Below are 25,162 nucleotides of genomic sequence, written 5' to 3' on the forward strand. Positions count from 1 at the left end.
TCGGCGGCCGGCGGCTGCTCGGCGGCGGGGGCGGCTTCCTCGGTGGTGGTCTGCGGGGCACCGGCCGGAGCGGTCGCCTTACGGGTCGCCCGACGACGGCCGCGGGCCGGACGCGACTCCTCCTCCGCAGCGGCGGCCGGAGCCTCCGCGACGGCGGCGGCCGGCGCCTCCACGGCTTCCTCGGCCTCTTCCTCTTCGGCTTCCTCGGCGGCGGTCTCCTCGACAACCGGCTCCGAGGCGGCGGCCGGAGCCGTCGCCTTACGGGTCGCCCGGCGACGCGTACGGGCCGGACGCGACTCCTCCTCGGGAGCGGCGGCCGGAGCCTCCTCGACAGGGGCGGCCGGGGCCTCGGCGGCGGCGCTCTCCTCGGCGGCAGGCTGCGGGGCGCCGGCGGGGGCGGTCGCCTTACGGGTCGCCCGGCGACGGGTGCGGGCCGGACGCGGCTCCTCCTCCGCGGCGGCGGCCGGGGCCTCCGCGACGACGGCGGCCGGCGCCTCGGCGGCTTCGGTAGCTTGCGGGGTGCCGGCCGGAGCGGTGGCCTTGCGGGTCGCGCGGCGGCGCGGGCGGGCCGGCCGCTCCTCGTCGGCGGCGGGCTGCGGCGCGGCGGCGGGCGCGGTGTCCGCCGCTCCGGCGGGGTCGTTGCCGGTGGCCGGGGCGTCGTTGCTCACGAGCGCGGTCTGGGCGGCGGCACCGACGGGCGGGCCGGCCGGCCGGGATGCCACCCGGCGCCGGCGGCGCGGCGGCAGCGTGTCGCTGGGCGAGGTGTTGGTGTCATCCGCACGGTCCGCGGACCGGGTGGATTCGGTGGGCTCAATAGATTCGAGCATGCGGGCGGTTCTCCCGTCACGCTCCCGGGCGCCGCGCCTGATTCCGGCTGCGGTCCGCGCGCTGGGCGCGGTTCCGCAGTCCGGGGCGCGGGCGCCGCACGGGAGCTGTCGTCTCGCTCGCCGGGCCCGTGGACCGGACCGGCGAAAGTCTTCTGGTCAGTGCGTCCGCCGGACCGGGGTGGCACCCTGGTTGATCGGCGACGCGACGACGCGTCCTACGCAGTGCCGTCCCCGGAAGTGGCCGGGGAGGCCCCGCTCTGCACCGTCGCGGTACTGGCAGCCGTGGTTGGCACGGCCGTGGCAGCGTCGCGGTCGGGCGCCAGCGGGTCGGTCACCGTGCCGGTCTCCTCATCGAGCAGCCCCTGCGCCAGCCTGGTCACCGCTGCGGGGACCGGCGGCGCCAGGTCGGCCGTAACCCGGAGGCCGGACAGGACGTCGTCGGGTCGAACGGCAGGTGTCAGATGCCGAACAACCAGCCGCAGTATCGCACAGGCATTGCTGTCGGGCCTATCGCTGTGGATCGAGGTGACGTCCAGCTGCGCCACCGCGCCCCGGGCGTCGAAGCTCCGCATGCCGTTCTTGGTGCGGCGCTCGACCAGCACCTCCTCGGCGGCGAGGAACATCGCTACGGCGCTCCCGGCCTCCTCGGCGGCGACCCCGTCGAGGCGGATCTCCCACACCGACGCCTGGAGCCGGTCGGCGAGGCCGCTGGTGTGCGCCTCCACGGCGTCGGTCACGTCGAGGCCGTCCGGCAGCGACGCGTCGAGCAGGGTCCGGACGGTCTCCGGGTCGCGGTGCGCGGTGAGCTGGATCTCCAGGTACTCGGCCTCACTGCCGGTGCCGGTGGGCGCCGCGTTGGCATACGACACCTTGGGGTGCGGGGTGAAGCCCGCCGAATAGGCCATGGGGACCTCGGCGCGGCGCAGCGCCCGCTCGAAAGCGCGCTGGAAGTCGCGGTGGCTGGTGAACCGGAGGCGGCCGCGCTTGGTGTAGCGCAGTCGGATGCGCTGCACCGCCGGTGCGGGCGGCGGGCCTTCGGGCTGTCGCTTGCCCAGTGTCACTTCTCCTTGGTTTCAGGGCGCGGCTGGTGCCGCCCCGTCCGGCTCGTCCCCGCGTGGGCGAGGACACATCGTGCCCGGACGTCTTTACCTAGAGTACGTGCCGCTCCCCCGCGCGGTTCCCGCCGGGGCGTCCCGGCTGCGTTCCGCCGCCCCGTCCGCCCGGCGAAATCCATTCGGACGAGTGGGCCGCCGCCGGCCCGGACACCGCGTTCACGCGGAGATCCAATAACGAAGCTTCTCCTGCCGGCGGTCCTCGAAAACCCCGCCGCACTCCTCGATCACGCGACGCGACCCGGTGTTGGTGTCGTCGCAGGTCACCAGCACCCGATCGAGGCCGAGCCGTTGGTGGGCGTGGGGCAGCACGGCGCGCAGCATCGCGGTGGCGTGCCCCTGGCGGCGGGCGGTGGGACGCACCGCGTAGCCGATGTGGCCGCCGAATTCGCGCAGGGACGGGGTGAGCCGGTGCCGGACGGTGATCCGGCCCAGGTACGTATCGCCGTCCACCCACCAGAACGTGGACATGGGAACCGGGCCGTCGACCCGCTCGTCCGACGAGACCCCGCCGACCTCCTGGACGTACGCGGCGAAGCCCTCGGCCGAGGGCCAGCGGGTGTGCCAGGTCCGCAGTTCGCGGCCGAGGCCGGAGTGCGGTGAGCGGTGTACGCCCTCTGCCCGGAATTCCGCCATGGCGGCGAGGAAGGAGTCGTGGGCCCGGACGGTCGGGGCGCTCAGCTGTGGGGACATGGCCCTCATTCTGCGCGGGGGCAGCGCCTGTGCATACGCCTCCGGCCCGGCCCCCCACGCAAGGGGGACCGGGCCGGAGGCGTACGCGGAGCGCTACTTCACCACGGTCAGCGGCAGCAGCTTCTTGCCCGTCGGGCCGATCTGGATCTCGGTGCCCATCTGCGGGCAGACGCCGCAGTCGAAGCACGGGGTCCAGCGGCAGTCCTCGACCTCGGTCTCGTCGAGGGCGTCCTGCCAGTCCTCCCAGAGCCAGTCCTTGTCGAGGCCGGAGTCGAGGTGGTCCCAGGGCAGGACCTCCTCGTAGGTGCGCTCACGGGTGGTGTACCAGTCGACGTCCACGCCGAAGTCGGGCAGCGTCTTCTCGGCGCACTCCATCCAGCGGTCGTAGGAGAAGTGCTCGCGCCAGCCGTCGAAGCGGCCGCCGCTCTCGTAGACCGCGCGGATGACCGCGCCGATCCGGCGGTCGCCGCGCGAGAGCAGGCCCTCGACGATGCCCGGCTTGCCGTCGTGGTAGCGGAAGCCGATGGAGCGGCCGTACTTCTTGTCCCCGCGGATCTTGTCGCGGAGCTTGGCCAGGCGGGCGTCGGTCTCCTCGGCGGAGAGCTGCGGGGCCCACTGGAAGGGGGTGTGCGGCTTGGGGACGAACCCGCCGATGGAGACGGTGCAGCGGATGTCGTTGGACTTCGAGACCTCGCGGCCCTTGGCGATGACGTTGATCGCCATGTCGGCGATCTGCAGCACGTCGTCGTCGGTCTCGGTCGGCAGACCGCACATGAAGTAGAGCTTCACCTGGCGCCAGCCGTTGCCGTAGGCGGTGGCGACGGTCCGGATCAGGTCCTCTTCGGAGACCATCTTGTTGATGACCTTGCGGATCCGCTCGCTGCCGCCCTCGGGGGCGAAGGTCAGGCCGGAGCGGCGCCCGTTGCGGGTCAGCTCGTTGGCAAGATCGATGTTGAAGGCGTCGACGCGGGTCGACGGCAGCGACAGACCGATCTTGTCTTCCTCGTACCGGTCGGCGAGGCCCTTGGCGACTTCGCCGATCTCGGTGTGGTCCGCGGAGGACAGCGACAGCAGGCCGACCTCCTCGAATCCCGTGGCCTTCAGCCCCTTCTCCACCATCTCGCCGATGCCGGTGATGCTTCGCTCCCGCACGGGACGCGTGATCATGCCGGCCTGGCAGAAACGGCAGCCGCGGGTGCAGCCACGGAAGATCTCGACCGACATCCGCTCGTGGACGGTCTCGGCCAGGGGGACGAGGGGCTGCTTGGGGTAGGGCCACTCGTCGAGGTCCATGACGGTGTGCTTGGAGACCCGCCACGGGACGCCGGAGCGGTTCGGCACGACGCGCGCAATGCGGCCGTCGGCGAGGTACTCGACGTCGTAGAACTTGGGGACGTAGACGTTGCCGGTCCGGGCCAGCCGGAACAGGAGCTCGTCGCGGCCGCCGGGGCGTCCTTCGGCCTTCCACTCGCGGATGATCCTGGTGATGTCCAGGACCGCCTGCTCGCCGTCGCCGATGACCGCGCAGTCGAGGAAGTCGGCGATCGGCTCGGGGTTGAAGGCGGCGTGGCCGCCGGCCAGGACCACCGGGTGGTCCTCGGTGCGGTCCTTGGCCTCCAGCGGGATGCCGGCCAGGTCCAGGGCGGTAAGCATGTTGGTGTAGCCGAGCTCGGTGGAGAAGCTCAGGCCGAACACGTCGAAGTCCCCGACCGGGCGGTGGCTGTCGACCGTGAACTGCGGCACGTCGTGCTCGCGCATCAGCGCTTCGAGGTCCGGCCAGACGCTGTAGGTGCGCTCGGCGAGGACGCCCTCCTGCTCGTTGAGCACCTCGTAGAGGATCATGACGCCCTGATTGGGCAGCCCGACCTCGTAGGCGTCGGGGTACATGAGCGCCCAGCGGACGTCACACGACTCCCACGGCTTGACCGTGGAGTTCAGCTCTCCGCCGACGTACTGGATCGGCTTCTGCACGTGTGGCAGCAGGGCTTCGAGCTGCGGGAAAACCGACTCGGACATCTCGAACCTTCGTGGGCTGACAGGGGGCGACTCACAAGCGTAACCCGGTTGGCGCCCCCCTACGGACGGGCGCGGGTGCACGGAGGGCGGTCAGACCCGCAGCGCGTCGCGGTGCCTGCGGCGGGAGACCTCGGCCCACAGGGCCGGCAGTTCCCGTTCGCAGTGGGCCGCGCGGGCCTCCTCGCGACCGTAGAGCAGGCCGAAGGTGAAACCGCTCTCACCGGCCCGGTGGGCCTGGGCGGCCAGCTCGCGGAGGGCGGCGCGGGCCACCACGCTGTCCTGGTGGTCGCCGAGCAGCTGCTGGACCTGTTTGGTGCGCCGGGTGAACTTCGCGGCGGGGCGGCCGAGCGCCGGAACGGCCGCCTCCGCCGCGTACCGGGTGCGCTTGGCGGCCTTGCGGGCGCTGTGCAGGGCCTCGTCGCGGGCCGGTCCGGCGGGGGTGCCGAGGGCGTCCTCGATACGGCGGGCCAGGCGCCGGTAGTCCTTGCGTACGGCGCCGGCGACCACCTTGGGTGCGGGGCGGGCGGCGGGGCCGCGCAGCGGCGGGGCGCCGAGCAGGGCGTGCAGGTTCTCCAGGAGGGCGAGGTAGCGCGGGCCGTCGAGGGCGTCGAGCAGGCGGTCGCGGGCCCCTGTATGGCGCCGGACCGACCAGGTGCGCAGCCGGGCCGACACCGGTCCCAGGCGCAGCGTCCTGGGCACCTCCGCCAATGCGGTGGTGAGCCGGTCGGCGAGCACCTCCTGGTCCCGGCCGACCCCCAACTCCGCGGCCAGCCACTTGAGTTCGGCGCCGAGCGGGTCGGTCGCGGCCCGGTCGAGGACCGCGCCGTACGAGCGGAAGGCGCTGCGCAGCCGGCGGGTGGCGACCCGCATCTGGTGCACCGCGTCGGGCAGGTCGCGCCGGGCCGCCGGATCCAGTTCGACGATCGCTCGGACCTGTACCCGGACGTAGCGGAGCACGACCTCCCCGGCGGTGCGGCCACGGCGCCCTCCGGCGCGGCCGGCGTCCTCGCCCGCGGGCCGCGCGGCGCCCTCCGGTGCGGCCTCGGGCGTGCCCTCCGGTGCGGTCTCCGCCAGGGCGCGGGCCAGTTTGGACGGCGCCGCGGCGGGCCGCGCCCCGGCCCCGGTCAGCGCCTCTTCCACCGCGTCCAGCAGTTCCTGGCCGGCGCCGCCCCCGGGCGCCAACTCGACCTCGATCTCCCGCCAGTGGGCCCGTCCCGCCGCTCCCTCGGGGTACCGCCGCCGCGCCGCCACGTCGTCCACCGCTACCTCGGCGAGCAGCGCGCCGTCGGCGTCCCGGAGCTCGTGGACCGTGCGGCGGGTCCGCAGCCGGACGAGGGGGACCAGCGCGGCGTCCCGGGTGCGGGAGCGGGCCAGCGCGGTGAGGTCGGGCGGCGGGGTGTCGGCGAGCGGGGCGCGGATCTCGTCGCGGACCGAGCCGGTGACACCGGGGAGCGCTGCGGGGAGTTTGAGGTGCCAGCCCGCGTCGGAGCCGCCGGTGCGCCGCCGCAGGGTGATGCCGTCCGCGGCGAGGCGCTGGTCGGCGGTGTCGTAGTACAGGGCGTCCAGGGTCTCGGTGCCGCGTTCCACCACGGCCGCGACCCGGTCGACGCGGGTCAGGTCGGGCAGGCGGTCGATGCCGGCAGCCGCGTCCGCCTCGTATTTCCGCTCGACTTCCCGCACGGTGTCCGCCATGCATCGAATCTAGCCAGCCGCAACGCGCCCGACCAGCCGTCCGGCGCGGATCCCCGGCCGAGACGGGTGGCACCGCCGACTCACAGTGTCTTACGGTGTGTGACAAGCCGTCCACGCAGCGTGGCATTCGGCGCTCGATCGACACCGGGAGAAAACGTGCACCCCGATACCGCAGCCCTCGCCCGGAGCCCGCTCCGCGTTGCCGCGGGCGCCCGCCCGTACGTGCTCACGGCGCCGAGCCGGCCCACCGCCCCGAAGACCGCCCGGGACTTCGTCCGGGCGGTGCTGCGGCGCGGCCCGCTCGCCCCCCTGCGCGACACCGCCGTCCTGCTCACCTCGGAGGCGGTCACCCGGGCCCATCTGCGCACGCCCGGTTCCGCGGACGTCCTGCTGCGGGTGGTGACCGCGGCGCACGGCCTGCGGATCAGCGTGCACGACGAGGGCGCGCAGCTCGTCCCCGCCCCGGCCCGGTTCGGCGACCGGGACCCCGCGCACGGGCTGCTGCTGATCAGCCGGCTCGCGGACGACTGGGGGACGACCCCGTTCGAGGGGCCGCCGCACACCACGTCCCTGTGGTTCGAGCTGCACACCGGGCGCTGACCCCCGCGCGGGGCGGCGGGGGTCAGCGGGAGGCGGAGACCGGGCGCTGGACGCGGATCGACTGCAGCAGCCCGATGGCGATCCACACCGCGAACATCGAGGTGCCTCCGTAGGAGACGAACGGCAGCGGCAGACCGGTGACGGGCATGATGCCCAGGGTCATCCCGATGTTCTCGAAGGCCTGGAAGGCGAACCACGCGATGATGCCGGACGCCACGATCGTGCCGTAGAGCTCACCGGTCTCGCGGGCGATCCGACAGGCCCGCCACAGCACCACGCCGAGCAGGAGGATGATCAGGCCCGCGCCGAGGAAGCCCAGTTCCTCGCCGGCGACGGTGAAGATGAAGTCGGTCTGCTGTTCGGGGACGAACTGGCCGGTGGTCTGGCTGCCGTGGAAGAGGCCGGAGCCGGTCAGTCCGCCGCCGCCGATGGCGATCCGGGCCTGGTTGGTGTTGTAGCCGACGCCGGCCGGGTCCAGGCTCGGGTTGGCGAACGCGGCGAACCGGGCGATCTGGTAGGCGTCCAGCAGTCCGAGCTGCCAGATGGCGACGCAGCCGACGACGCCGGTGCCCAGCAGGCCCAGGATCCAGCGGTTGGAGCAGCCACTGGACAGCAGCACGCCGAGGATGATGGCGCCGAGCACCATCACCGAGCCGAGGTCGGGCATCAGCAGGATCACGCCCACCGGGATGGCGGCCAGGCCCAGCGCCTGGAAGACGGTGCGGTGGTCGGGGTGCGGGCGGTCGCCGGCGTCGACCCGGGCCGCCAGGATCATCGCCATGCCCAGGGTGATGGTGATCTTGGTGAATTCGGCGGGCTGGAGCGAGAAGCCGCCGGGGATCGCCAGCCAGGAGCGCGAGCCGTTGATGGTGGCGCCCAACGGCGTCAGCACCAGCATCGCCAGCACCACGGAGATGCCGAAGAGGATCGGGACGGCGCCGCGCAGGGTGCGGTGGCCGAGCCAGATGGTGCCGGCCGCCAGGGCCACGCCGATCGCGGTGTTCAGCAGGTGGTGGACGAAGAAGAAGTACTCGTCGCCCTTGTTGAGTTCGGTGCGGTTGCGGGTGGCGGAGAAGACCAGCACCGCGCCCATCAGGGAGAGCACCATGCAGGACAGCAGCAGTATCCAGTCCAGCCTGCGCACCACGGAGTCGCGGGCCGTCAGCCGACCCCAGACGCCGAGGTCGGGGCCGTAGCGGCGGACGGAGAAGGTCCGGGAGAAGGGGGGCGTGGTCACTGCTGTGGGCTCCCCGAGGGGGACGGCGACGGGTCGGCCGGCGGCTTGATGGGCGGGGCGATGATGGTGCCGTCACTCTCGATCTTGGGCAGGCCGCCCTCCGGCTTCGGGAGCAGCGCGGCCTTCTCGTCGATCTCGCCCTTGTCGTTGACGCCGTAGAGCGCGTTGTAGATGTTGCGGACGGCCGGGCCGGAGGCGCCGGAGCCGGTACCACCCTGGGAGATGGTCATCACGATCGTGTAGTCCTTGGTGTACGTCGCGAACCACGAGGTGGTCTGCTTGCCGTAGACCTCGGCGGTACCGGTCTTGGCGTGCATCGGGATCTTGTCCTGCGGCCAGCCCTGGAAGCGCCAGGCGGCGGTGCCCCGCTCGGTCACGCCCTGGAGCGCGGCGTCGATCTGCTTGAGGGTCCCCGGGGTGTCCGGCAGATGGCCGTGCGACGTGGGCTTGATCGTCTGCACCGACTTGCCGTCGGGGCTGACGACGGCCTTGCCGACGGTGGGGTTGTAGAGGGTGCCGCCGTTGGAGAGGGCCCCGTAGATGGTCGCCATCTGGATCGGGGTGACGAGGGTGTCGCCCTGGCCGATGGCGTAGTTGATGGAGTCGTAGGCGTGCAGCTTCATGCCTTCGAGGCAGTTCTCCCGCGCGAGCTTGGACACGTAGTCATTGGCGTCCTTGGGGTGCGCGCACCAGCTGTCCTTGTTCGCCTTCCAGAAGGCGTTCTTCCACTGGCGGTCGGGGACCCGGCCGGTCACCTCGTTGGGCAGGTCGATGCCGGTCTCCTTGCCGAGACCGAACTGGTGGGCGGTCTTGTAGAACCAGTCGTTGGGGCTCTTGACCGGCTTGTCCCCGCCGTCCTTCTTCCACTCGTCGTGCCCGATCCGGTAGAAGACGGTGTCGCAGGAGACCTCCAGCGCCCGGCCCAGGCTGATGTCGCCCTGCGATTCGCCCTCGAAGTTCCGGAAGACCTGGCCGCCGATGCTGTACGAGCTGGTGCAGGGGTAGTGGCCGTCGAAGGGGTAGCCGGCGTTGACCGCGGCCGAGGTCGAGACGACCTTGAAGATCGAGCCGGGGGCGGCCTGTCCCTGGATCGCGCGGTTGAGCAGCGGGTAGTTGGAGTCCTTGCCGGTGAGCTTGGCGTAGTCCTTGCCGGAGATCCCGCCGACCCAGGCGTTGGGGTCGTAGGTGGGGTTGGAGGCCATCGCGACCACCCGGCCGGTCTTCGCCTCCATGACGACCACGGCGCCGGAGTCCGCCTTGTAGTTGGTGCCGGTGTTCCGGTCCATCTGGGTGCGGGCGTCCTTCATGGCCTGGTCGAGCTGCTTCTCCGCTATGGCCTGTACGCGGGCGTCGATGCTGGTGACCAGGGTCGAACCGGCCTGTCCCTTGTCGCTGTTGGCCTGGCCGATGACCCGGCCGAGGTTGTCGACCTCGTAGCGGGTGACGGCGGCCTTGCCGCGCAGGTAGTCGTCGTACTGCCGCTCCAGCCCCGACCGGCCGACCTGGTCGGAGCGCAGCAGCGGCGAGGGGCCGTCCTTGGCCTTCTTGATCTCCTCGTCGGTGACCGGTGAGAGGTAGCCGAGGACCTGGGCGGTGTTGGCCTTGCCGAGGGCCGGGTAGCGGCGGACGGCGGTGGGCTGGGCGCTGATGCCGGGGAAGTCCTCGGAGCGCTCGCGGATCTGCAGGGCCTGCTGGGTGGTGGCCTTGTCGGTGATCGGGATCGGCTGGTACGGCGAGCCGTTCCAGCAGGGCTGCGGGGTCTTGGCGTCGCAGAGCCGGACCTTGTTGCGGATCTCCTGCGCCGACATGCCGAGCACCTTGGCCAGCCGGGCCAACACGGCCTTGCCGTCGTCCTTCATCTTCAGCAGGTCGGTGCGGCTGGCGGAGACCACCAGCCGGGTCTGGTTGTCGGCCAGCGGCACCCCGCGGGCGTCGAGGATGGAGCCGCGGGTGGCCGGGTCGATGACCTGCTGGACGTGGTTGGACCTGGCCTTGGCGGCGTACTCCTGGCCGTTGCGGATCTGGAGGTACCATAGCCGGCCGCCGAGCGTCGCCAGCAGTGAGAAGACCAGGATCTGGAGGGCGACCAGCCGGATGGTGACCCGGGAGGTCTTCCCCGTCTCAGGAATGTTGCTCACAGGCGCTTGACCCCCTTGATGCCCTTGACCCCCTTGGTGCGTCCGCCCCGGGCCGGTTTGGGCACCCGGCCGGTGCGGATCGCCTTCATCGCGTTGCGGCTGGCCTTGAGGCCGGTGCCGGTGGTGAGCCAGCCCCCGGTCAACGGGCCGGCTCCGCCGACGCGGCTGCCGGCGGCATCGCTGGCCAGCGGATCGTGTTCGGTTCTGCGCGCCAGCGCCATCACCAGCGGGACGGTGAAGGGGGCGAGCAGCAGGTCGTAGAGGGTGGCGCTGAGCAGCAGCCCGACCAGGCCGACGTGCCGGGCCGCGGTGTCGCCGACCAGCGAGCCGACCCCGGCGTACATCAGGGTCGAGCCGATGGCGGCGCCGATGACGACCACCAGCGGCAGGGTCGCCGAGCGGTGCTGGCCGTTGTCCGGCTTGGTCAGGCCGGCGACGTAGCCGATGACGCACAGGACCAGGGCGTAGCGGCCGATGGCGTGGTCGGCGGGCGGGGCGAGGTCGGCGAGCAGTCCCGCGCCGAACCCGATGAGCGAGCCGCCGACGTGGCCGTAGACCAGGGCCAGGCCGACCACGACCAGCATGAGCAGGTCCGGTACGGCGCCCGGCAGTTGGAGTCTGGCGAGGATGCCGACCTGGATGATCAGGGCGACCACCACCAGCGGGACGGCGAGCAGGATCCGGTTGATGCGCATCGGTCAGCTCCTGGGTGAAGCGCTCGCGGAGGGGGTGGCCGTGACGGTGACCGTCGGCGTCGGCGTGGGCTTGACCGGGGGCGGCAGGACGGTGTCCCGCGGGTCCTTGCGGGGCGGCTGGACGACGATGCCGACGACGTCGAGCGACGAGAAGGAAACGAACGGCCGGACCTGGAGGGTGCGGGTCAGATCGCCGTTGAGCGGCTCGACCTTGACCACCGAGCCGACCGGCACACCGGGCACGAACGGCTTGTCCTTGCTGGAGCCGAAGGTGACCAGCCGGTCGCCCTTCTTGACGTCGGCCCGGCCGTTGAGCAGCTGGACGCGGAGCGAGCGCACGCCCTGGCCGTTGGCGAAGCCGATCTCGTTGGTCTTCTCCATACGGGTGCCGACGGTGAACTCCGGGTCGGCGGCGAGCAGCACGGTGGAGGTGTGCGGGGTGACGGTGGTGATCCGGCCGACCAGGCCGTCGCCGTTGAGGACGGTCATGTCGCGGGCGATGCCGTCGCGGCTGCCGGCGTCGATGGTGACGGTCCAGGAGAAGCCCTGCGCGGACCCGATGGCGATGACCTCGGCGCCCTTGATCGCGTACTGGCCGGTGGCCGCGGTCCGGAGGATCTTGTCGAGTTCGGCGGCGCGGTTGCGGTTGCGGTCGGGGGAGCCGAGCTTGAGCTTCAGGGCGGCGTTCTCGTGTTCCAGCTGGCGGATGCGACTGTGGCGCTGGTCTGCGTCCCGTACGGCGCTGACGGCGTTGCCGACCGGGTTGACGACGCGGGCGACGCCGCGCTCCACCGGGCCGAAGGCGGAGGCGGCGACTTGCCGGGCACCGTCGAGCGGGGACTGTTCACCGCCGCGGATATCGACCGTGATCAGCGCGAACGCGATCGCGACCAGCAGCACCAGCAGCAGCCGGCTCTCTCGTGTGTCCCTCACGTGCGGCGGCCGTGTCCTTCCTCGTAGGACCGGCCGGCTGCGGGCCCCGCCGGTCTCGTTCGGGGGTTGAGCGTTGTGCCTTGCTGTGACGGCGCGGTGGTGAAGCGTCAGTACGCCGTGTCTGTGGGGGCGTTGCGGTATGGGTCGGTCGATCCGCCGGACGGATCGCCTGCTTGTCCAGGGTGCCCGACCCGCGCGAACGCCGTGTGACGCCCGCGCGACGGGTCGGGACCGGGTGGGTCAGCGGCGCGGCTGGGAGTCCAGGACCTGCTGGAGCGCCTCGAACTCCTCGACGCACTTGCCGGAACCGAGCGCGACGGAGTCGAGCGGGTCCTCGGCGATGTGGATGGGCATTCCGGTCTCGCGGCGCAGCCGCTCGTCGAGGCCGCGGAGCAGAGCACCGCCACCGGTGAGAACGATGCCGCGGTCCATGACGTCACCGGACAGCTCCGGCGGGCACTTGTCGAGGGTCGTCTTGACCGCGTCGACAATGGAGTTGACCGGCTCCTCGATGGCCTTGCGGACCTCGGCGGCCGAGATGACGACAGTCTTGGGCAGACCGGAGACCAGGTCGCGGCCGCGGATCTCGGTGTGCTCGTCCTGTTCGAGGTCGTACGCCGAACCGATGGTGATCTTGATGGACTCGGCGGTGCGCTCGCCCAGCAGGAGGCTGTACTCCTTCTTGATGTGCTGGATGATCGCGTTGTCCAGCTCGTCGCCGGCGACCCGGATGGACTGGGCGGTGACGATGCCGCCGAGCGAGATGACCGCGACCTCGGTGGTGCCGCCGCCGATGTCCACGACCATGTTGCCGGTGGCCTCGTGGACCGGCAGGCCCGAGCCGATCGCGGCGGCCATCGGCTCCTCGATGATGTGCACCTGGCGGGCGCCGGCCTGGGTCGACGCCTCGATGACCGCGCGGCGCTCAACTCCCGTGATGCCGGAGGGAACGCAGACCACCACCCGCGGGCGGGCCAGGTAGCGCCGCTTGTGGATCTTGAGGATGAAGTAGCGGAGCATCCGCTCGGTGATCTCGAAGTCGGCGATCACACCGTCCTTCAGGGGCCGCACGGCGACGATGTTGCCGGGGGTCCGGCCGATCATCTTCTTCGCCTCGGCGCCGACGGCGAGGATGCCGCCGGTGTTGGTGTTGATGGCCACGACCGACGGTTCGTTGAGGACGATGCCGCGGCCCCTGACGTACACCAGCGTGTTGGCGGTCCCGAGGTCGACAGCCATGTCACGGCCGATGAACGACATGTTGTTCCCCATGAGGATACGTCTGGCCTTCCCAACTGGAGCGAATGCTTACTTTGAGGTCGGCAGGAGGTGATGCGCTGTGACGCGCGGAAGCCTCCATCGTAGTTCGTTGTGTTCCCACACGAACACGGCGGGAGGCCGTTCCGCCATTGTCAGCCGTACACGCACCCGCCCCCCTTAATGGTGACGTCGTGTCGCGGGAACGCGTTCCCCCGCTCGCGGCGGATACACCGAGGGGCGACCGATGATTTCATCGGTCGCCCCTGGTCACAAGGGGGTTGGCTGCTGACTTCGGATCAGGAAATGCCAGGGAAGAAAATCTTGATCTCGCGCTCGGCGGACTCTTCGGAATCCGAGGCGTGGATGAGATTTTCTCGGGTGATCGTTCCGAAGTCCCCACGAATGGACCCACTCGGCGCGGCAATCGGGTCAGTCGGACCGGCCAGCGCGCGGACGCCCTCGATGACCCGCTCGCCCTCGACGACGAGCGAGACGACCGGTCCGGAGGACATGAACTCCACCAGCGGCTCGTAGAAGGGCTTGCCGACGTGCTCGGCGTAGTGCTGCTCCAGCACCTCGCGGTCGAGGGTGCGCAGCTCCAGCGCGGTGATCGTCCAGTTGGCCTTGCGCTCGATACGGCGGACGATCTCGCCGATCAGACCGCGCTTGACGGCGTCGGGCTTGAGGAGGACGAGGGTGCGCTGGCTCACGGAGGGACTCCCTGTATATGAACGACGGTCAGCGGCGCCAGGCTATCGCCTGGACGCGGGGCGGACGGTGCCGGGTGCGACGCCGTGCCTGCCGCCCGCGGCCGGTGGAGAGCCGCCGCGCCGAGCGGTTCGACCGCGGTGCCGGGGCTGCCGGGGGGTGCCGGACCGCTGCGCTCACGTCCGGCACGCCCCGTCCGGCAGCCCCGTCCCGCCCGTTGTGGGCAGGGAAGGGCAGGGCCGCGGGGTCAGCCGGCCGCCGCCGGCTCGGCCTCGGCCGCGAAGCGGGCCTTGGCCTCGTCGACCTTGCGGCCGAAGTGGACCGAGGCCCACCACAGGGCGGCGAAGACCGCGCCGAGGAAGAACATCATGGGGACGACCAGGCCACTGGCGATCAGCGCGATCTGCAGCGCCCAGCCCAACTGGACCCCGCCGGGCCGGGACAGCATGCCGCACAGCAGGAGGGTCAGCAGCATCGCGATGCCGCTGACGATCCAGATGGTGGCCCGGGAGATGTCGGTGAGCTGCATCGCGACCAGGCCGGCGAAGCCGATCACGAAGAACTCGCCTATCAGGGTGCTGGCACACAGCGTGCGCATCGTCACTTCCTTCCCAGGAGCAGCCGGGCCTCGCCGACCGTGATCACCGAACCGGTCACCAGGACACCGGCGCCGGCGAACTCGCCCTCTTCCTCGGCGAGGGTGATTGCCGCCTCCAGGGCGTCGTCCAGCCGCGGCTCGACCTGGACCCGCTCGGCGCCGAAGATCTCCACGGCGATGGCGGCCAGCTCGTCCGGATCCATCGCACGCTGGCTGGAATTACGCGTCACCACGACCTCGGCGAAGATCGGCTCGAACGCCTCCAGGACACCCCGGACGTCCTTGCCGTCGCTGGCGCCGACGACCCCGATCAGCCGGCTGAAGCCGAACGCCTCGGTGACCGTCTCGGCCGCCGCCCGCGCGCCGCCCGGATTGTGCGCGGCGTCCAGCACCACCGTGGGGCTGCTCCGGACCACCTCCATGCGACCGGGCGAGCTGACCGAGGCGAACGCGGAGCGGATGGTGTCGATGTCGAGGGTGCGGGCGTGGCCCGCGCCGACGCCGAAGAACGCCTCGACGGCGGCGAGCGCGACGGCGGCGTTGTGCGCCTGGTGGGCGCCGTGCAGCGGGAGGAAGACCTCCGGGTACTCGCCGCCCAGCCCACGCAGGGTCAGCATCTGGCCGCCGACCGCCACCTCGCGGGAGAGCACGCCGAACTCCATGCCCTCGCGGGCGACCGTGGCGTCCACCTCGACGGCACGCTTGAGCATCACCGCGGCCGCGTCCACCGGCTGCTGGGCCAGGACGACGGTGGCGTCCTTCTTGATGACCCCGGACTTCTCCCCGGCGATCTGCTCGGGCGTCTCGCCCAGCCGGTCGGTGTGGTCCAGCGAGATCGGGGTGATCACGGCGACGTCGCCGTCGATGACGTTGGTCGCGTCCCAGGTGCCGCCCATGCCGACCTCGACGACCGCGACGTCCACCGGGGCGTCGGCGAACGCGGCGTACGCCATCGCGGTGAGCACCTCGAAGAACGAGAGGCGGTGTTCCTGCTGCCCGTCGACCATCTCCACGTACGGCGCGATGTCGCGGTAGGTCTCGATGAAGCGCTCGGCGGAGATGGGGCTGCCGTCCAGGCTGATCCGCTCGGTGACGGACTGGACGTGGGGGCTGGTGTACCGGCCGGTGCGCAGCTCGAAGCCGCCGAGCAGGGCCTCGATCATGCGGGCCGTGCTGGTCTTGCCGTTCGTGCCCGTGATGTGGATGGACGGATAGGCGCGCTGCGGCGAGCCCAGGACGTCCATGAGCGCGGCGATGCGCTCGGTCGACGGGTCGAGCGTGGTCTCGCCCCAGCGGCCCCCCAGCTCCTCCTCCACCGCACGCAGCGCGCGGTCGACCTCCGGGTCGGCGGGCCGGGCCGGGACCTGGTCCCCCTGCGGCGGTCCGGCCTGCGTGCGCAGGGTCCGGCTGCCGGCCTCGATCACCGCGAGATCGGGGTCACGTTGCGTCTCGGCCTCGACCATCTCCTCGAAGGCGTCGGTCGGGTCGGGAGTCGGGTCGGGATCGTCGTTCTGGGGGCGCTCGCTCACGACGACAAGTCTACGAGGCGCCACCGACAACGGACCGGCGCCGCCCCCGCGCCGCCGCTCCCCCGCGCCGGCCCCGATCCCGTCCCGTCCCCTCCGCCCCGGTCAGGACAGCGCCGCCTGCATCATCGCCTTGGCGATCGGGGCCGCCAGGCCGTTGCCGGAGACCTCGTTGCGGGCCGCGTGCCCGTCCTCGACCATCACGGCGACCGCGACCCGGTGCCCCTTGCCGTCGTCCGCATACGAGACGAACCAGGCATACGGGGTGCCGCTGTTGTCGACGCCGTGCTGGGCGGTGCCGGTCTTGCCGCCGACGGTCACTCCGTCGATCTTCGCGTTGGAACCGGTGCCCTGCTCCACGACCGTCTGCATCGCCGAGCGCAGCTGGGCGGCGGTCCGGCTCGACATCACCTTGCGGTAGGTCTTCGGACCGTTCTGCTGGACGGTGTTGCCGCTGCCGTCGGTGAGCTTGTCGACCAGCTGCGGGGTCTTCAGGTCGCCGCCGCCCGCGATCGCCGAGGCGACCATCGCCATCTGGAGCGGGGTGGCCTGGTCGTCGAACTGGCCGATGCCGGAGAGCGCGGTCTGCGCCTGGTCCATGTCCTTGGGGTAGACGCTCTTGGCGGCGCGCACCGGGACGTCCACCTTGGCGTCGTTGAAGCCGAACTTCTCGGCCTGCGCCGCGACCTTGTCCTTGCCCAGGTCGACGGCGATCTTCGCGAAGACGGTGTTGCAGGAGTACTGGAGCGCGGTGCGGATGGTGGCGTTCTTGCAGGGCGCCGAGGCGCTCTCGTTGGTCAGCTGGGTGCGGGTGTTGGGGAGGGTGTACGGGTCGGGGCTGTCGGTGGGCTGGTCCACCGAGGAGTACAGGCCGTTCTCCAGCGCGGCGGCGGCGACCACCAGCTTGAAGGTGGAGCCGGGCGGCAGCGGCTGGCGCAGCGCGCGGTTGAGGTTCGGCTGGGCGGCGTCGTTCGTCAGGGCCTGCCACGCCTTCTGGTCGGCGGTGGAGGACCCGGCGAACTTCCCCGGGTCGTACGACGGGGTGCTGACCATGCCCAGGATCCGGCCGGTCGCCGGGTCCAGCGCGATGGCCGCGCCGGTCTTGCCGCCGAGCGCCTCGTAACCGGCCTTCTGCACCTTGGCGTCGATGGTGGTGGCCACGTCGCCGCCCTTGGGGCGCTCGTGCAGCAGGGTGTCGGAGGGGTTCTGGAGCCGGCTGTCGCTGCCGCCGAGCAGGTCGCCGTAGAGGCTCTCCAGCTGGGTGCTGCCGAAGATCTGCGAGGAGAAGCCGGTGACCGGGGCGTAGAGCGGGCCGTCCTTGTAGGTCCGCTTGTACCTCAGGGAGGAGGAGGTGGCGGCGGAGCCGGTGACCGGCTGGCCATCGACGAGGATGTTGCCCAGGGGCGCGGAGTACTTGGCGATGTTCACCCGCGGGTTGTGCGGGTCCTCCCGGTAGTCGCTGGCCTTGGCTCCCTGGATCCACGTGGCCCAGCCCATCAGCGCCAGGATCAGCGCGAGGCAGAAGACCGAGATCCGTCGCAGGGGTCTGTTCATAGGGCGCGGCTCCTCGGTGCTGGGGGCGGGACCGGACATGCGTTTCCGCCGGAACTCCGGCATTCCGGTCCACGGTGCCTCGCCTTCATGAGAGCGTCATGAGAACCGCGTACCACCAGGATGTGAGCGATCGGACCGTCGGACGGGACAACCTTTCCGTCGTACGGTGCCCTCTTGCACGGCGGGGTCTGGAATACCCCCCGGACCGCGACCATCGCGGTCATCGCACAGAGTCGGGAAAGCAGGAGCTGAAGAGGCGTGCCGGCAATCAGTCAGCGGATGCATTTGGTGCTGCTCACCGCTTGGACCGTGCTGTGGTTCATGATCGTGGAACCGCACGGCGGCTTCTCCTGGCACTATCTCCGCGCAGGCGGCGAACTGATCTACCAGGGCGGCTCCGGTGACGGCACCGGCGGCCTCAACCTCTACGCGCACCACCCCGAGCTCCAGATGGGGCCGATCAGCTTCCTGACGGCCGGGCTGTTCAACCCGTTCCCGGAGGCCACCGGCCAGTTCCTCGCCGCGGCCCTGATGTCCGCGCTGGGCCTGGTCATCCTGGTGCTGGCGGGCCGCAGCGCGGCCCACCACTTCCTGGGCACCGGCACCAACCACCAGCGGCTGCGGCAGCGGGTGCTGATAGCCGGGCTGGCCTTCATCCCCATGTGGATCGAGGTCGCGGTCCGCTTCGGGCACCTCGACGACGTCCTGGCGCTGTTCTTCACCGCCCTCGCGGTCCGCGCCGTCACCAGCGGCAACGCCGCCCTGACCGGGGCGTTCCTGGCGCTGGCGATGGACTCCAAGCCGACCGCGCTGGCCTTCGTCCCGCTGCTGCTGGCGCTCCCCCGGGACAGGTGGCTCAAGGCCGGCCTGTGGTGCGCGGGGCTGGTCGCCGTCGCCTGGCTGCCCTTCTTCCTCGGCGACGCCCAGTCCTTCGCCGCCGCCAAGTTCGCCATCCCCAACCAGCCGGCGTCCGCGCTGCGCTGGCTGGGCGCCGACGACCCCGAGACGCCCGGCTGGGTCCGTCCCGCGCAGTTCGGCCTCGGGCTGGTGCTGGGCGGGCTCGCGGTCTGGCGGGGCCGCTGGGCGGCGGTGGTGCTGCTCGGCGCCAACGCCCGGATCGTCCTGGACCCCAGCGTCTACACGTACTACACCGCGTCGGTGCTGCTCGGCACGCTCCTGTGGGACGTCATCGGGCAGCGCCGCCTGGTGCCCTGGTGGAGCTGGCTGGCGCTGCTCGTCCTCTACGGCAGTGTCTTCGCCGTCCCGGACGATTCGGCACGGGGCCTGATCCGGCTGGCGTTCGTGGCGGTCTCCACGGCGTACGTCCTGCTGTGGCCGGTCCGCGAGCGCGGCGACCGCGGTGGGCGGCGGGGACAGCGCAGGCCCCCCGCCCGTACGGACGAGGGGCCTGCGGAGGAGGCTGCGGGGCCCGGCGCGTGGCCGGCGCCGCCGACTACGCCGTGGGCAGGGCCGCCAGCTGCGCGGTGATCCGCTCGATGTCGGCCTCGGCGGCCGCCTTGCGGGTCCGGATCTTCTCCTTGACCTGCTCGGGGGCCTTGGCGAGGAACGCCTCGTTGCCGAGCTTGGCGGTGGTCTGCGCCAGCTCCTTCTCGGCCGCCGACAGGTCCTTCGTCAGCCGCTTGCGCTCCGCCTCGACGTCGATCGCACCGGACAGGTCCAGGGCGACCGTCGCGCCGGCGACGGGCAGCGAGGCGGTGGCGGTGAAGTCCTCGCCGGCCGGCTGAAGGCGCAGCAGCGAACGCATCGCGGACTCGTGCGGCGCCAGCGCCGTACCGGTCAGGTCCAGCTGCGCGGGGACCTTCTGGCCCGGCTGGAGGCCCTGGTCGGAGCGGAACCGGCGGACCTCGGTGACGATCTGCTGAACGGTCTCGATCTTCCGCTCGGCCGCCGCGTCCCGGAAGCCCGAGTCGGCGGGCCACTCGGCGATGACGACCGACTCACCGCCGGTCAGCGTCGTCCACAGCGTCTCGGTCACGAACGGCACGACCGGGTGCAGCAGCCGCAGGGTGACGTCCAGGACCTCGCCGAGCACCCGGCGGGAGGCGTCGGCGGCCGGGCCGCCCGCCATGAACGTCGTCTTGGACAGCTCCACGTACCAGTCGAAGACCTCGTCCCAGGCGAAGTGGAAGAGGGTGTCCGACAGCTTGGCGAACTGGTAGTCGTCGTAGTACGCGTCGACCTCGGCGACGACCGAGTTGAGCCGGGAGAGGATCCACCGGTCGGTCGCCGACAGCTCTTCCGCGGGCGGCAGTTCGCCCTCCACCGTCGCGCCGTTCATCAGCGCGAAGCGGGTGGCGTTCCAGATCTTGTTGGCGAAGTTGCGGGAGCCCTGGACCCAGTCCTCGCCGATCGGCACGTCGACGCCCGGGTTGGCGCCGCGGGCGAGGGTGAAGCGGACCGCGTCCGAGCCGTAGGTGTCCATCCAGTCCAGCGGGTTGACCGCGTTGCCGAAGGACTTGGACATCTTCTTGCCGAACTGGTCGCGGACCATGCCGTGCAGCGCGATGGTGTGGAACGGCGGGGTGCCGTCCATCGCGTACAGCCCGAACATCATCATCCGGGCGACCCAGAAGAAGAGGATGTCGTAGCCGGTGACCAGGACGGAGTTCGGATAGAACTTCTCGACGCTCGGGGTCTGCTCGGGCCAGCCCAGCGTGGAGAACGGCCACAGGCCGGACGAGAACCACGTGTCGAGGACGTCGGTGTCCTGGTGCCAGCCCTCGCCGGTGGGCGCCTCGTCGTCGGGTCCGACGCAGACGACCTCGCCGTTCGGCCCGTACCAGACCGGGATGCGGTGGCCCCACCACAGCTGCCGCGAGATGCACCAGTCGTGGAGGTTGTCGACCCAGCCGAAGTACCGGGACTCCATCTCCTTGGGGTGGATCGCGACCTTGCCGTCGCGGACCGCGTCACCGGCGGCCTTGGCCAGCGGGCCGACCTTGACCCACCACTGCATCGACAGGCGCGGCTCGATGGTGGTCTTGCACCGCGAGCAGTGCCCGACGGAGTGGGTGTACGGGCGCTTCTCGGCGACGATCCGGCCCTCGGCGCGCAGTGCGCCGACGATCGCCGAACGGGCCTCGAAGCGGTCCAGCCCCTGGAACGGGCCGTGCGCGGTGATCACGCCGCGCTCGTCGAGGACGGCCAGGTTCGCCAGCCCGTGGCGGCGGCCGATCTCGAAGTCGTTCGGGTCGTGCGCCGGGGTGACCTTGACCGCACCCGTGCCGAACTCCGGGTCGACGTGCTCGTCCGCGACGACCGGGATCCGGCGGCCGGTCAGCGGCAGCTCGATCTCGGTGCCGACGAGGTGGGCGTACCGCTCGTCCTCGGGGTGGACGGCGACGGCGGTGTCGCCGAGCATCGTCTCCGCGCGGGTGGTGGCGACGACGATCGAGGAGTCCCCCTCGCCGTAGCGGATCGAGACCAGCTCGCCGTCGTCGTCCTGGTACTCCACCTCGATGTCGGAGATGGCGGTCAGGCAGCGCGGGCACCAGTTGATGATGCGCTCGGCGCGGTAGATCAGCTCGTCGTCGTAGAGCCGCTTGAAGATCGTCTGGACGGCCTTGGAGAGGCCCTCGTCCATCGTGAAGCGCTCACGGGACCAGGCGACGCCGTCGCCCAGCCGCCGCATCTGCCCGGAGATCTGGCCGCCGGACTCGCCCTTCCACTGCCAGACGCGCTCGACGAACGCCTCGCGCCCCAGGTCGTGCCGCGACACGCCCTCCTTGGCGAGTTCGCGCTCGACGACGTTCTGGGTGGCGATGCCCGCGTGGTCCATGCCCGGCTGCCAGAGCGTCTCGAACCCCTGCATCCGCTTGCGGCGGGTGAGGGCGTCGATCAGCGTGTGCTCGAAGGCGTGGCCCAGGTGCAGCGAGCCGGTGACGTTCGGCGGGGGGATGACGACGGTGTACGGCGGCTTCTCGCTCTTCTCGTCCGCCTCGAAGTAGCCCCGCTCTACCCAGCGCTCGTACAGCGGCCCCTCTACATCGGCCGGCGTGTACTGAGTCGGCAGTTCGGGGACGCTGTTCTTGGGCTGCTGAGTGTTCTCGGTCACGACGGACAGTGTACGGGCGCCCATGTAGCAGCTTCGAATCGGTTTCGCCCCCGGGGCACCGGCTGTCAGCGGCGTCATACAGGATGTCGGAAGCGCATCGACACGCGCTCGGATGTCACCCGCGGCATCCCGGCGTCCAGCAGTCACGAGGGGAACCGCTCCATGAGCTACAACCAGCCGCCTCCGGGTCCGTACGGGCAGCAGCCCCAGCAGCCGGGCCCGTACGGCCAGCCGCAGCCGCCCGCCCCGCAGCCCGGCTACGGCTACCCGCAGCAGGGCGGCCAGGTGCCTCCCCAGCAGGGCTACGGCTACCCGCAGCAGGCCCCGCAGCAGCAATTCCCGCAGCAGGCCCCGCCGCCCTACGGCCAGCCGCAGCAGCCCAACTACGGCCAGCAGCCCCCCTTCGGCGGCCAGCAGACGCCCTACGGGATGATCCCGCAGGAGCCGGAGTCCGGCGGCGGCAACGGCAAGAAGATCGGCCTGATCATCGGCGCGGTCGTGGTGGTCGCGGCGATCGGCGCCGGCGCGTACTTCGCCTTCGGCTCCGGCAGCAAGGTCAAGCCGTACACCATCGCGCTGCCGGACAAGCTGCTGAGCGGGCAGTTCGAGAAGGTCCAGACCCCTGGCGGCGCCGGCGGTGCCGAGGACTTCTCCAACGACAAGGACGCCAAGGCCCTCGGCATCTCCAGCGCCAAGGGCGTCGCCGGTACGTACCAGGACGCCTCCGGGCTGCGGATGTCCGTGAACGGCGTCTACGGGAACGTCGCCGACCCGCAGGGTGCCGTGACCCAGGGGTTCGCCAAGTACAACGAAGGCGTCAAGGAGGGCTCCAAGGGCTCCAAGATCGAGGAAGTCACCCCGGTCACCGAGTACTCGCCCAGCGACTTCGACGGCGACGTCATGAAGTGCGAGACCCAGAAGATCACTTTCTCGCAGGGCGGGATCACCGTGCCCGTCACCGCCTCGATCTGCATGTGGGGCGACAACAGCGCCCTCGGCATCGTCTCGATGGTCGCCAAGCCCAGCGCGAGCGGCGGCTCCGCCACCACGCCGAGCGCCAAGGACCTGGCGGAGAAGGCCGCCAAGGTCCGCAACGAGGTCCGCAAGGAGAAGTAGCGGCACCCCGGCACCCGAAGGCGCAGGCGCTCGACAAGGATCCTTCCCGGAGCGCCTTTCGTCTGCCCGTGGCGCGCCCTTCGGCGAACTGACGCCCCGCCACCGCCCGTTGACCGGGCCGAGGGAGTCGCCGCGCACCGAGCAGTACGCTGCCCGGCCGCGACGGCACACCGGGCCCCACCACCAACGGAACCGCCCGGCAGCGGAGTTGCTGCCGGGCGGTTCCGTCGGAAGACCGTGAGCGGCTACGCGCTCTTCTCCTGGGGTTCGCCCGAGTCGCCGCGGGTGCGCGGGACCAGGGTCGGGTTGACGTTGGAGTGGACCACGTCCGCGGTGATCACGACACGCGCGACGTCCTTGCGGGACGGGATCTCGTACATCACCGCCTGGAGGACCTCCTCCATGATGGCGCGCAGGCCGCGGGCGCCGGTGCCGCGGAGGATCGCCTGGTCGGCGATGGCCTCCAGGGCCGGGCGGTCGAAGTCCAGCTCCACGCCGTCGAGTTCGAAGAGCCGCTGGTACTGCTTGACCAGGGCGTTGCGCGGCTCGACCAGGATCTGGAGGAGCGCCTCGCGGTCGAGGTTGTGGACCGAGGTGAGGACGGGGAGGCGGCCGATGAACTCCGGGATCATCCCGAACTTCACCAGGTCCTCCGGCATCACGTCCTGGAGCTGGTCCTTGGACTCGATCTCGCGCTTGGAGCGGATCGTGGCGCCGAAGCCGATGCCCTTGGCGCCGGAGCGGGCCTCGATGATCTTCTCCAGGCCGGCGAAGGCACCGCCGACGATGAACAGCACGTTGGTGGTGTCGATCTGGATGAATTCCTGGTGCGGGTGCTTGCGGCCGCCCTGCGGCGGGACCGAGGCGGTGGTGCCCTCCAGGATCTTCAGCAGCGCCTGCTGGACGCCCTCACCGGAGACGTCCCGGGTGATCGACGGGTTTTCGCTCTTCCGGGCGACCTTGTCGATCTCGTCGATGTAGATGATCCCGGTCTCGGCCTTCTTGATGTCGAAGTCCGCGGCCTGGATCAGCTTGAGGAGGATGTTCTCGACGTCCTCACCGACATAGCCGGCCTCGGTCAGCGCCGTCGCATCGGCAAAGGCGAAGGGGACGTTGAGCATCCGGGCGAGGGTCTGCGCGAGCAGCGTCTTGCCGGAGCCGGTGGGGCCGAGCAGCAGGATGTTGGACTTGGCCAACTCGATGCCCTCGTCGCCGCGGCCCGGGCCGTTCTCGCCCGCCTGGACGCGCTTGTAGTGGTTGTACACGGCCACGGAGAGCGCCTTCTTGGCGGGCTCCTGGCCGACGACGTAGCCGTTGAGGAACTCGCAGATCTCGCGGGGCTTGGGGAGTTCCTCCCAGCGCACCTCGGAGGTCTCGGCGAGCTCTTCCTCGATGATCTCGTTGCAGAGATCGATGCACTCGTCGCAGATGTACACACCAGGTCCCGCGATGAGCTTCTTCACCTGCTTCTGGCTCTTTCCGCAGAACGAGCACTTGAGCAGGTCGCCGCCGTCACCGATGCGTGCCACGAGGTGAATCCCCTTCGCCTGGGATCCGCATTGCTCCGCGGACCCGGGTGCTTGCCTATCGACGGTACCTTGCCGGGCCCCCCGTACGGGCCCCCCTTGGACCGACTCGGTTCACTCGGTCCAAGGGGGCAACACTCCGGCGCAATTCGCGAAGATCGCGATCAGACCGAGACGGAGCTCTTCCGCGTCGAGACGATCTGGTCGACCAGACCGTACGCCAGGGACTCCTCGGCGGTCAGGATCTTGTCACGCTCGATGTCCTCGCGGATCTTCTCGATCGGCGTGGACGAGTGCTTGGCCAGCATCTCCTCCAGCTGCGTGCGCATCCGCTGGATCTCGCGGGCGGCGATCTCCAGGTCGGAGACCTGGCCGCGGCCGGTCTCGCTGAAGGGCTGGTGGATCAGGACCCGGGCGTTGGGAAGCGCCATGCGCTTGCCCGGGGTGCCGGCAGCCAGCAGCACGGCCGCGGCGGAGGCCGCCTGGCCCATGCAGACCGTCTGGATGTCGGGCTTGACGAACTGCATCGTGTCGTAGATCGCCGTCAGCGCCGTGAAGGAGCCACCGGGGCTGTTGATGTAGACCGAGATGTCGCGGTCCGGGTCCATCGACTCCAGGCACAGCAGCTGCGCCATGACGTCGTTGGCGGAGGCGTCGTCGATCTGCACCCCGAGGAAGATCACCCGCTCCTCGAAGAGCTTCGCGTACGGGTCGTACTCGCGCACACCCTGCGAAGTGCGCTCGACGAAGCGCGGAACGATGTAGCGGGACTCCGCGGACATGCCGGAGAACTCGGCCTGCGGGCGCTCGTAGATACCGCTTCCGGGGAAGTTGTTCATCTGGAGGTTCACCGTCC

Annotated in this window: 19 protein-coding genes and 1 pseudogene; 3 read left to right on the top strand and 17 right to left on the bottom strand. The window is 71.0% G+C overall.

Features of this window, described 5'->3' with window-relative positions:
* The 5 genes and pseudogenes from CG747_RS20080 to CG747_RS20100 all read right to left on the bottom strand — a co-directional run.
* Positions 1–827, bottom strand: a pseudogene (locus CG747_RS20080) (ribonuclease E/G); the annotation flags it as partial.
* A 215-nt stretch (positions 828–1,042) separates the two neighbouring features.
* Positions 1,043–1,840, bottom strand: a complete 798-nt coding sequence (locus tag CG747_RS20085) for a TIGR03936 family radical SAM-associated protein (protein ID WP_100603348.1) — start codon at positions 1,838–1,840, stop codon at positions 1,043–1,045.
* Between the two features lie 258 nt (positions 1,841–2,098).
* Positions 2,099–2,632, bottom strand: a complete 534-nt coding sequence (locus CG747_RS20090) for a GNAT family N-acetyltransferase (RefSeq protein ID WP_100603165.1) — start codon at positions 2,630–2,632, stop codon at positions 2,099–2,101.
* A gap of 93 nt (positions 2,633–2,725) precedes the next feature.
* Entirely contained in the window at positions 2,726–4,648 is a 1,923-nt protein-coding gene (locus CG747_RS20095; RefSeq protein WP_100603166.1) for a TIGR03960 family B12-binding radical SAM protein, read from the bottom strand.
* A gap of 90 nt (positions 4,649–4,738) precedes the next feature.
* Entirely contained in the window at positions 4,739–6,340 is a 1,602-nt protein-coding gene (locus CG747_RS20100; RefSeq protein WP_100603167.1) for a CYTH and CHAD domain-containing protein, read from the bottom strand.
* A gap of 156 nt (positions 6,341–6,496) precedes the next feature.
* On the opposite strand from CG747_RS20100, the gene CG747_RS20105 reads away from it, so the two are divergent.
* Positions 6,497–6,940: an ATP-binding protein gene (locus CG747_RS20105; protein WP_100603168.1), complete on the top strand. Its 444-nt coding sequence runs from the start codon at positions 6,497–6,499 to the stop codon at positions 6,938–6,940.
* 22 nt (positions 6,941–6,962) lie between these two features.
* Here CG747_RS20105 and CG747_RS20110 read toward each other — a convergent pair whose 3' ends face one another.
* The 9 genes from CG747_RS20110 to CG747_RS20150 form a co-directional block, all read right to left on the bottom strand.
* The gene (locus tag CG747_RS20110; protein ID WP_100603169.1) at positions 6,963–8,177 is read right to left on the bottom strand and encodes an FtsW/RodA/SpoVE family cell cycle protein; all 1,215 of its coding nucleotides are present in this window, start codon (positions 8,175–8,177) and stop codon (positions 6,963–6,965) included.
* Entirely contained in the window at positions 8,174–10,315 is a 2,142-nt protein-coding gene (gene mrdA, locus CG747_RS20115) for a penicillin-binding protein 2 (RefSeq protein ID WP_100603170.1), read from the bottom strand. The genes CG747_RS20110 and mrdA overlap by 4 nt, the downstream gene beginning before the upstream one ends.
* Positions 10,312–11,010 (bottom strand): rod shape-determining protein MreD, encoded by a 699-nt coding sequence (gene mreD / locus CG747_RS20120; RefSeq protein ID WP_100603171.1) that lies wholly within the window; start codon positions 11,008–11,010, stop codon positions 10,312–10,314. The genes mrdA and mreD overlap by 4 nt, the downstream gene beginning before the upstream one ends.
* Before the next feature lie 3 nt (positions 11,011–11,013).
* Positions 11,014–11,943, bottom strand: a complete 930-nt coding sequence (mreC, locus tag CG747_RS20125) for a rod shape-determining protein MreC (RefSeq protein ID WP_100603172.1) — start codon at positions 11,941–11,943, stop codon at positions 11,014–11,016.
* 240 nt (positions 11,944–12,183) lie between these two features.
* A complete protein-coding gene (locus CG747_RS20130; protein ID WP_003985182.1) occupies positions 12,184–13,203 on the bottom strand; it encodes a rod shape-determining protein in 1,020 nt (339 codons plus the stop codon).
* A gap of 296 nt (positions 13,204–13,499) precedes the next feature.
* A complete protein-coding gene (gene ndk / locus CG747_RS20135; RefSeq protein ID WP_100603173.1) occupies positions 13,500–13,913 on the bottom strand; it encodes a nucleoside-diphosphate kinase in 414 nt (137 codons plus the stop codon).
* 245 nt (positions 13,914–14,158) lie between these two features.
* Positions 14,159–14,509 carry a DUF4233 domain-containing protein gene (locus CG747_RS20140; protein WP_100603174.1) on the bottom strand — a complete coding sequence of 117 codons (351 nt, stop codon included), beginning with the start codon at positions 14,507–14,509 and terminating at the stop codon, positions 14,159–14,161.
* A 2-nt stretch (positions 14,510–14,511) separates the two neighbouring features.
* Complete coding sequence (locus CG747_RS20145) at positions 14,512–16,038, bottom strand: folylpolyglutamate synthase/dihydrofolate synthase family protein (RefSeq protein ID WP_100603175.1); 1,527 nt, start codon at positions 16,036–16,038, stop codon at positions 14,512–14,514.
* Between the two features lie 102 nt (positions 16,039–16,140).
* Positions 16,141–17,589 carry a penicillin-binding protein 2 gene (locus CG747_RS20150; RefSeq protein ID WP_100603176.1) on the bottom strand — a complete coding sequence of 483 codons (1,449 nt, stop codon included), beginning with the start codon at positions 17,587–17,589 and terminating at the stop codon, positions 16,141–16,143.
* A 279-nt stretch (positions 17,590–17,868) separates the two neighbouring features.
* Between CG747_RS20150 and CG747_RS20155 the strand changes: the two genes are divergently transcribed.
* The gene (locus CG747_RS20155) at positions 17,869–19,077 is read left to right on the top strand and encodes a hypothetical protein (RefSeq protein ID WP_100603177.1); all 1,209 of its coding nucleotides are present in this window, start codon (positions 17,869–17,871) and stop codon (positions 19,075–19,077) included.
* On the opposite strand, the gene CG747_RS20160 is transcribed toward CG747_RS20155, so the two are convergent.
* Positions 19,043–21,664, bottom strand: a complete 2,622-nt coding sequence (locus CG747_RS20160; protein ID WP_100603349.1) for a valine--tRNA ligase — start codon at positions 21,662–21,664, stop codon at positions 19,043–19,045. The genes CG747_RS20155 and CG747_RS20160 overlap by 35 nt on opposite strands.
* A gap of 162 nt (positions 21,665–21,826) precedes the next feature.
* Here CG747_RS20160 and CG747_RS20165 point away from each other — a divergent pair, with 162 nt between their 5' ends.
* Positions 21,827–22,780 (top strand): hypothetical protein, encoded by a 954-nt coding sequence (locus CG747_RS20165; protein ID WP_100603178.1) that lies wholly within the window; start codon positions 21,827–21,829, stop codon positions 22,778–22,780.
* Positions 22,781–23,025: 245 nt separating this feature from the next.
* On the opposite strand, the gene clpX is transcribed toward CG747_RS20165, so the two are convergent.
* Positions 23,026–24,309: an ATP-dependent Clp protease ATP-binding subunit ClpX gene (clpX, locus tag CG747_RS20170; RefSeq protein WP_100603179.1), complete on the bottom strand. Its 1,284-nt coding sequence runs from the start codon at positions 24,307–24,309 to the stop codon at positions 23,026–23,028.
* Positions 24,310–24,470: 161 nt separating this feature from the next.
* Positions 24,471–25,145: an ATP-dependent Clp protease proteolytic subunit gene (locus CG747_RS20175; protein ID WP_100603350.1), complete on the bottom strand. Its 675-nt coding sequence runs from the start codon at positions 25,143–25,145 to the stop codon at positions 24,471–24,473.
* Positions 25,146–25,162 lie beyond the last annotated feature (17 nt).

This window comes from Streptomyces sp. CB02959 (assembly GCF_002803155.1).
Lineage (GTDB): Bacteria > Actinomycetota > Actinomycetes > Streptomycetales > Streptomycetaceae > Streptomyces.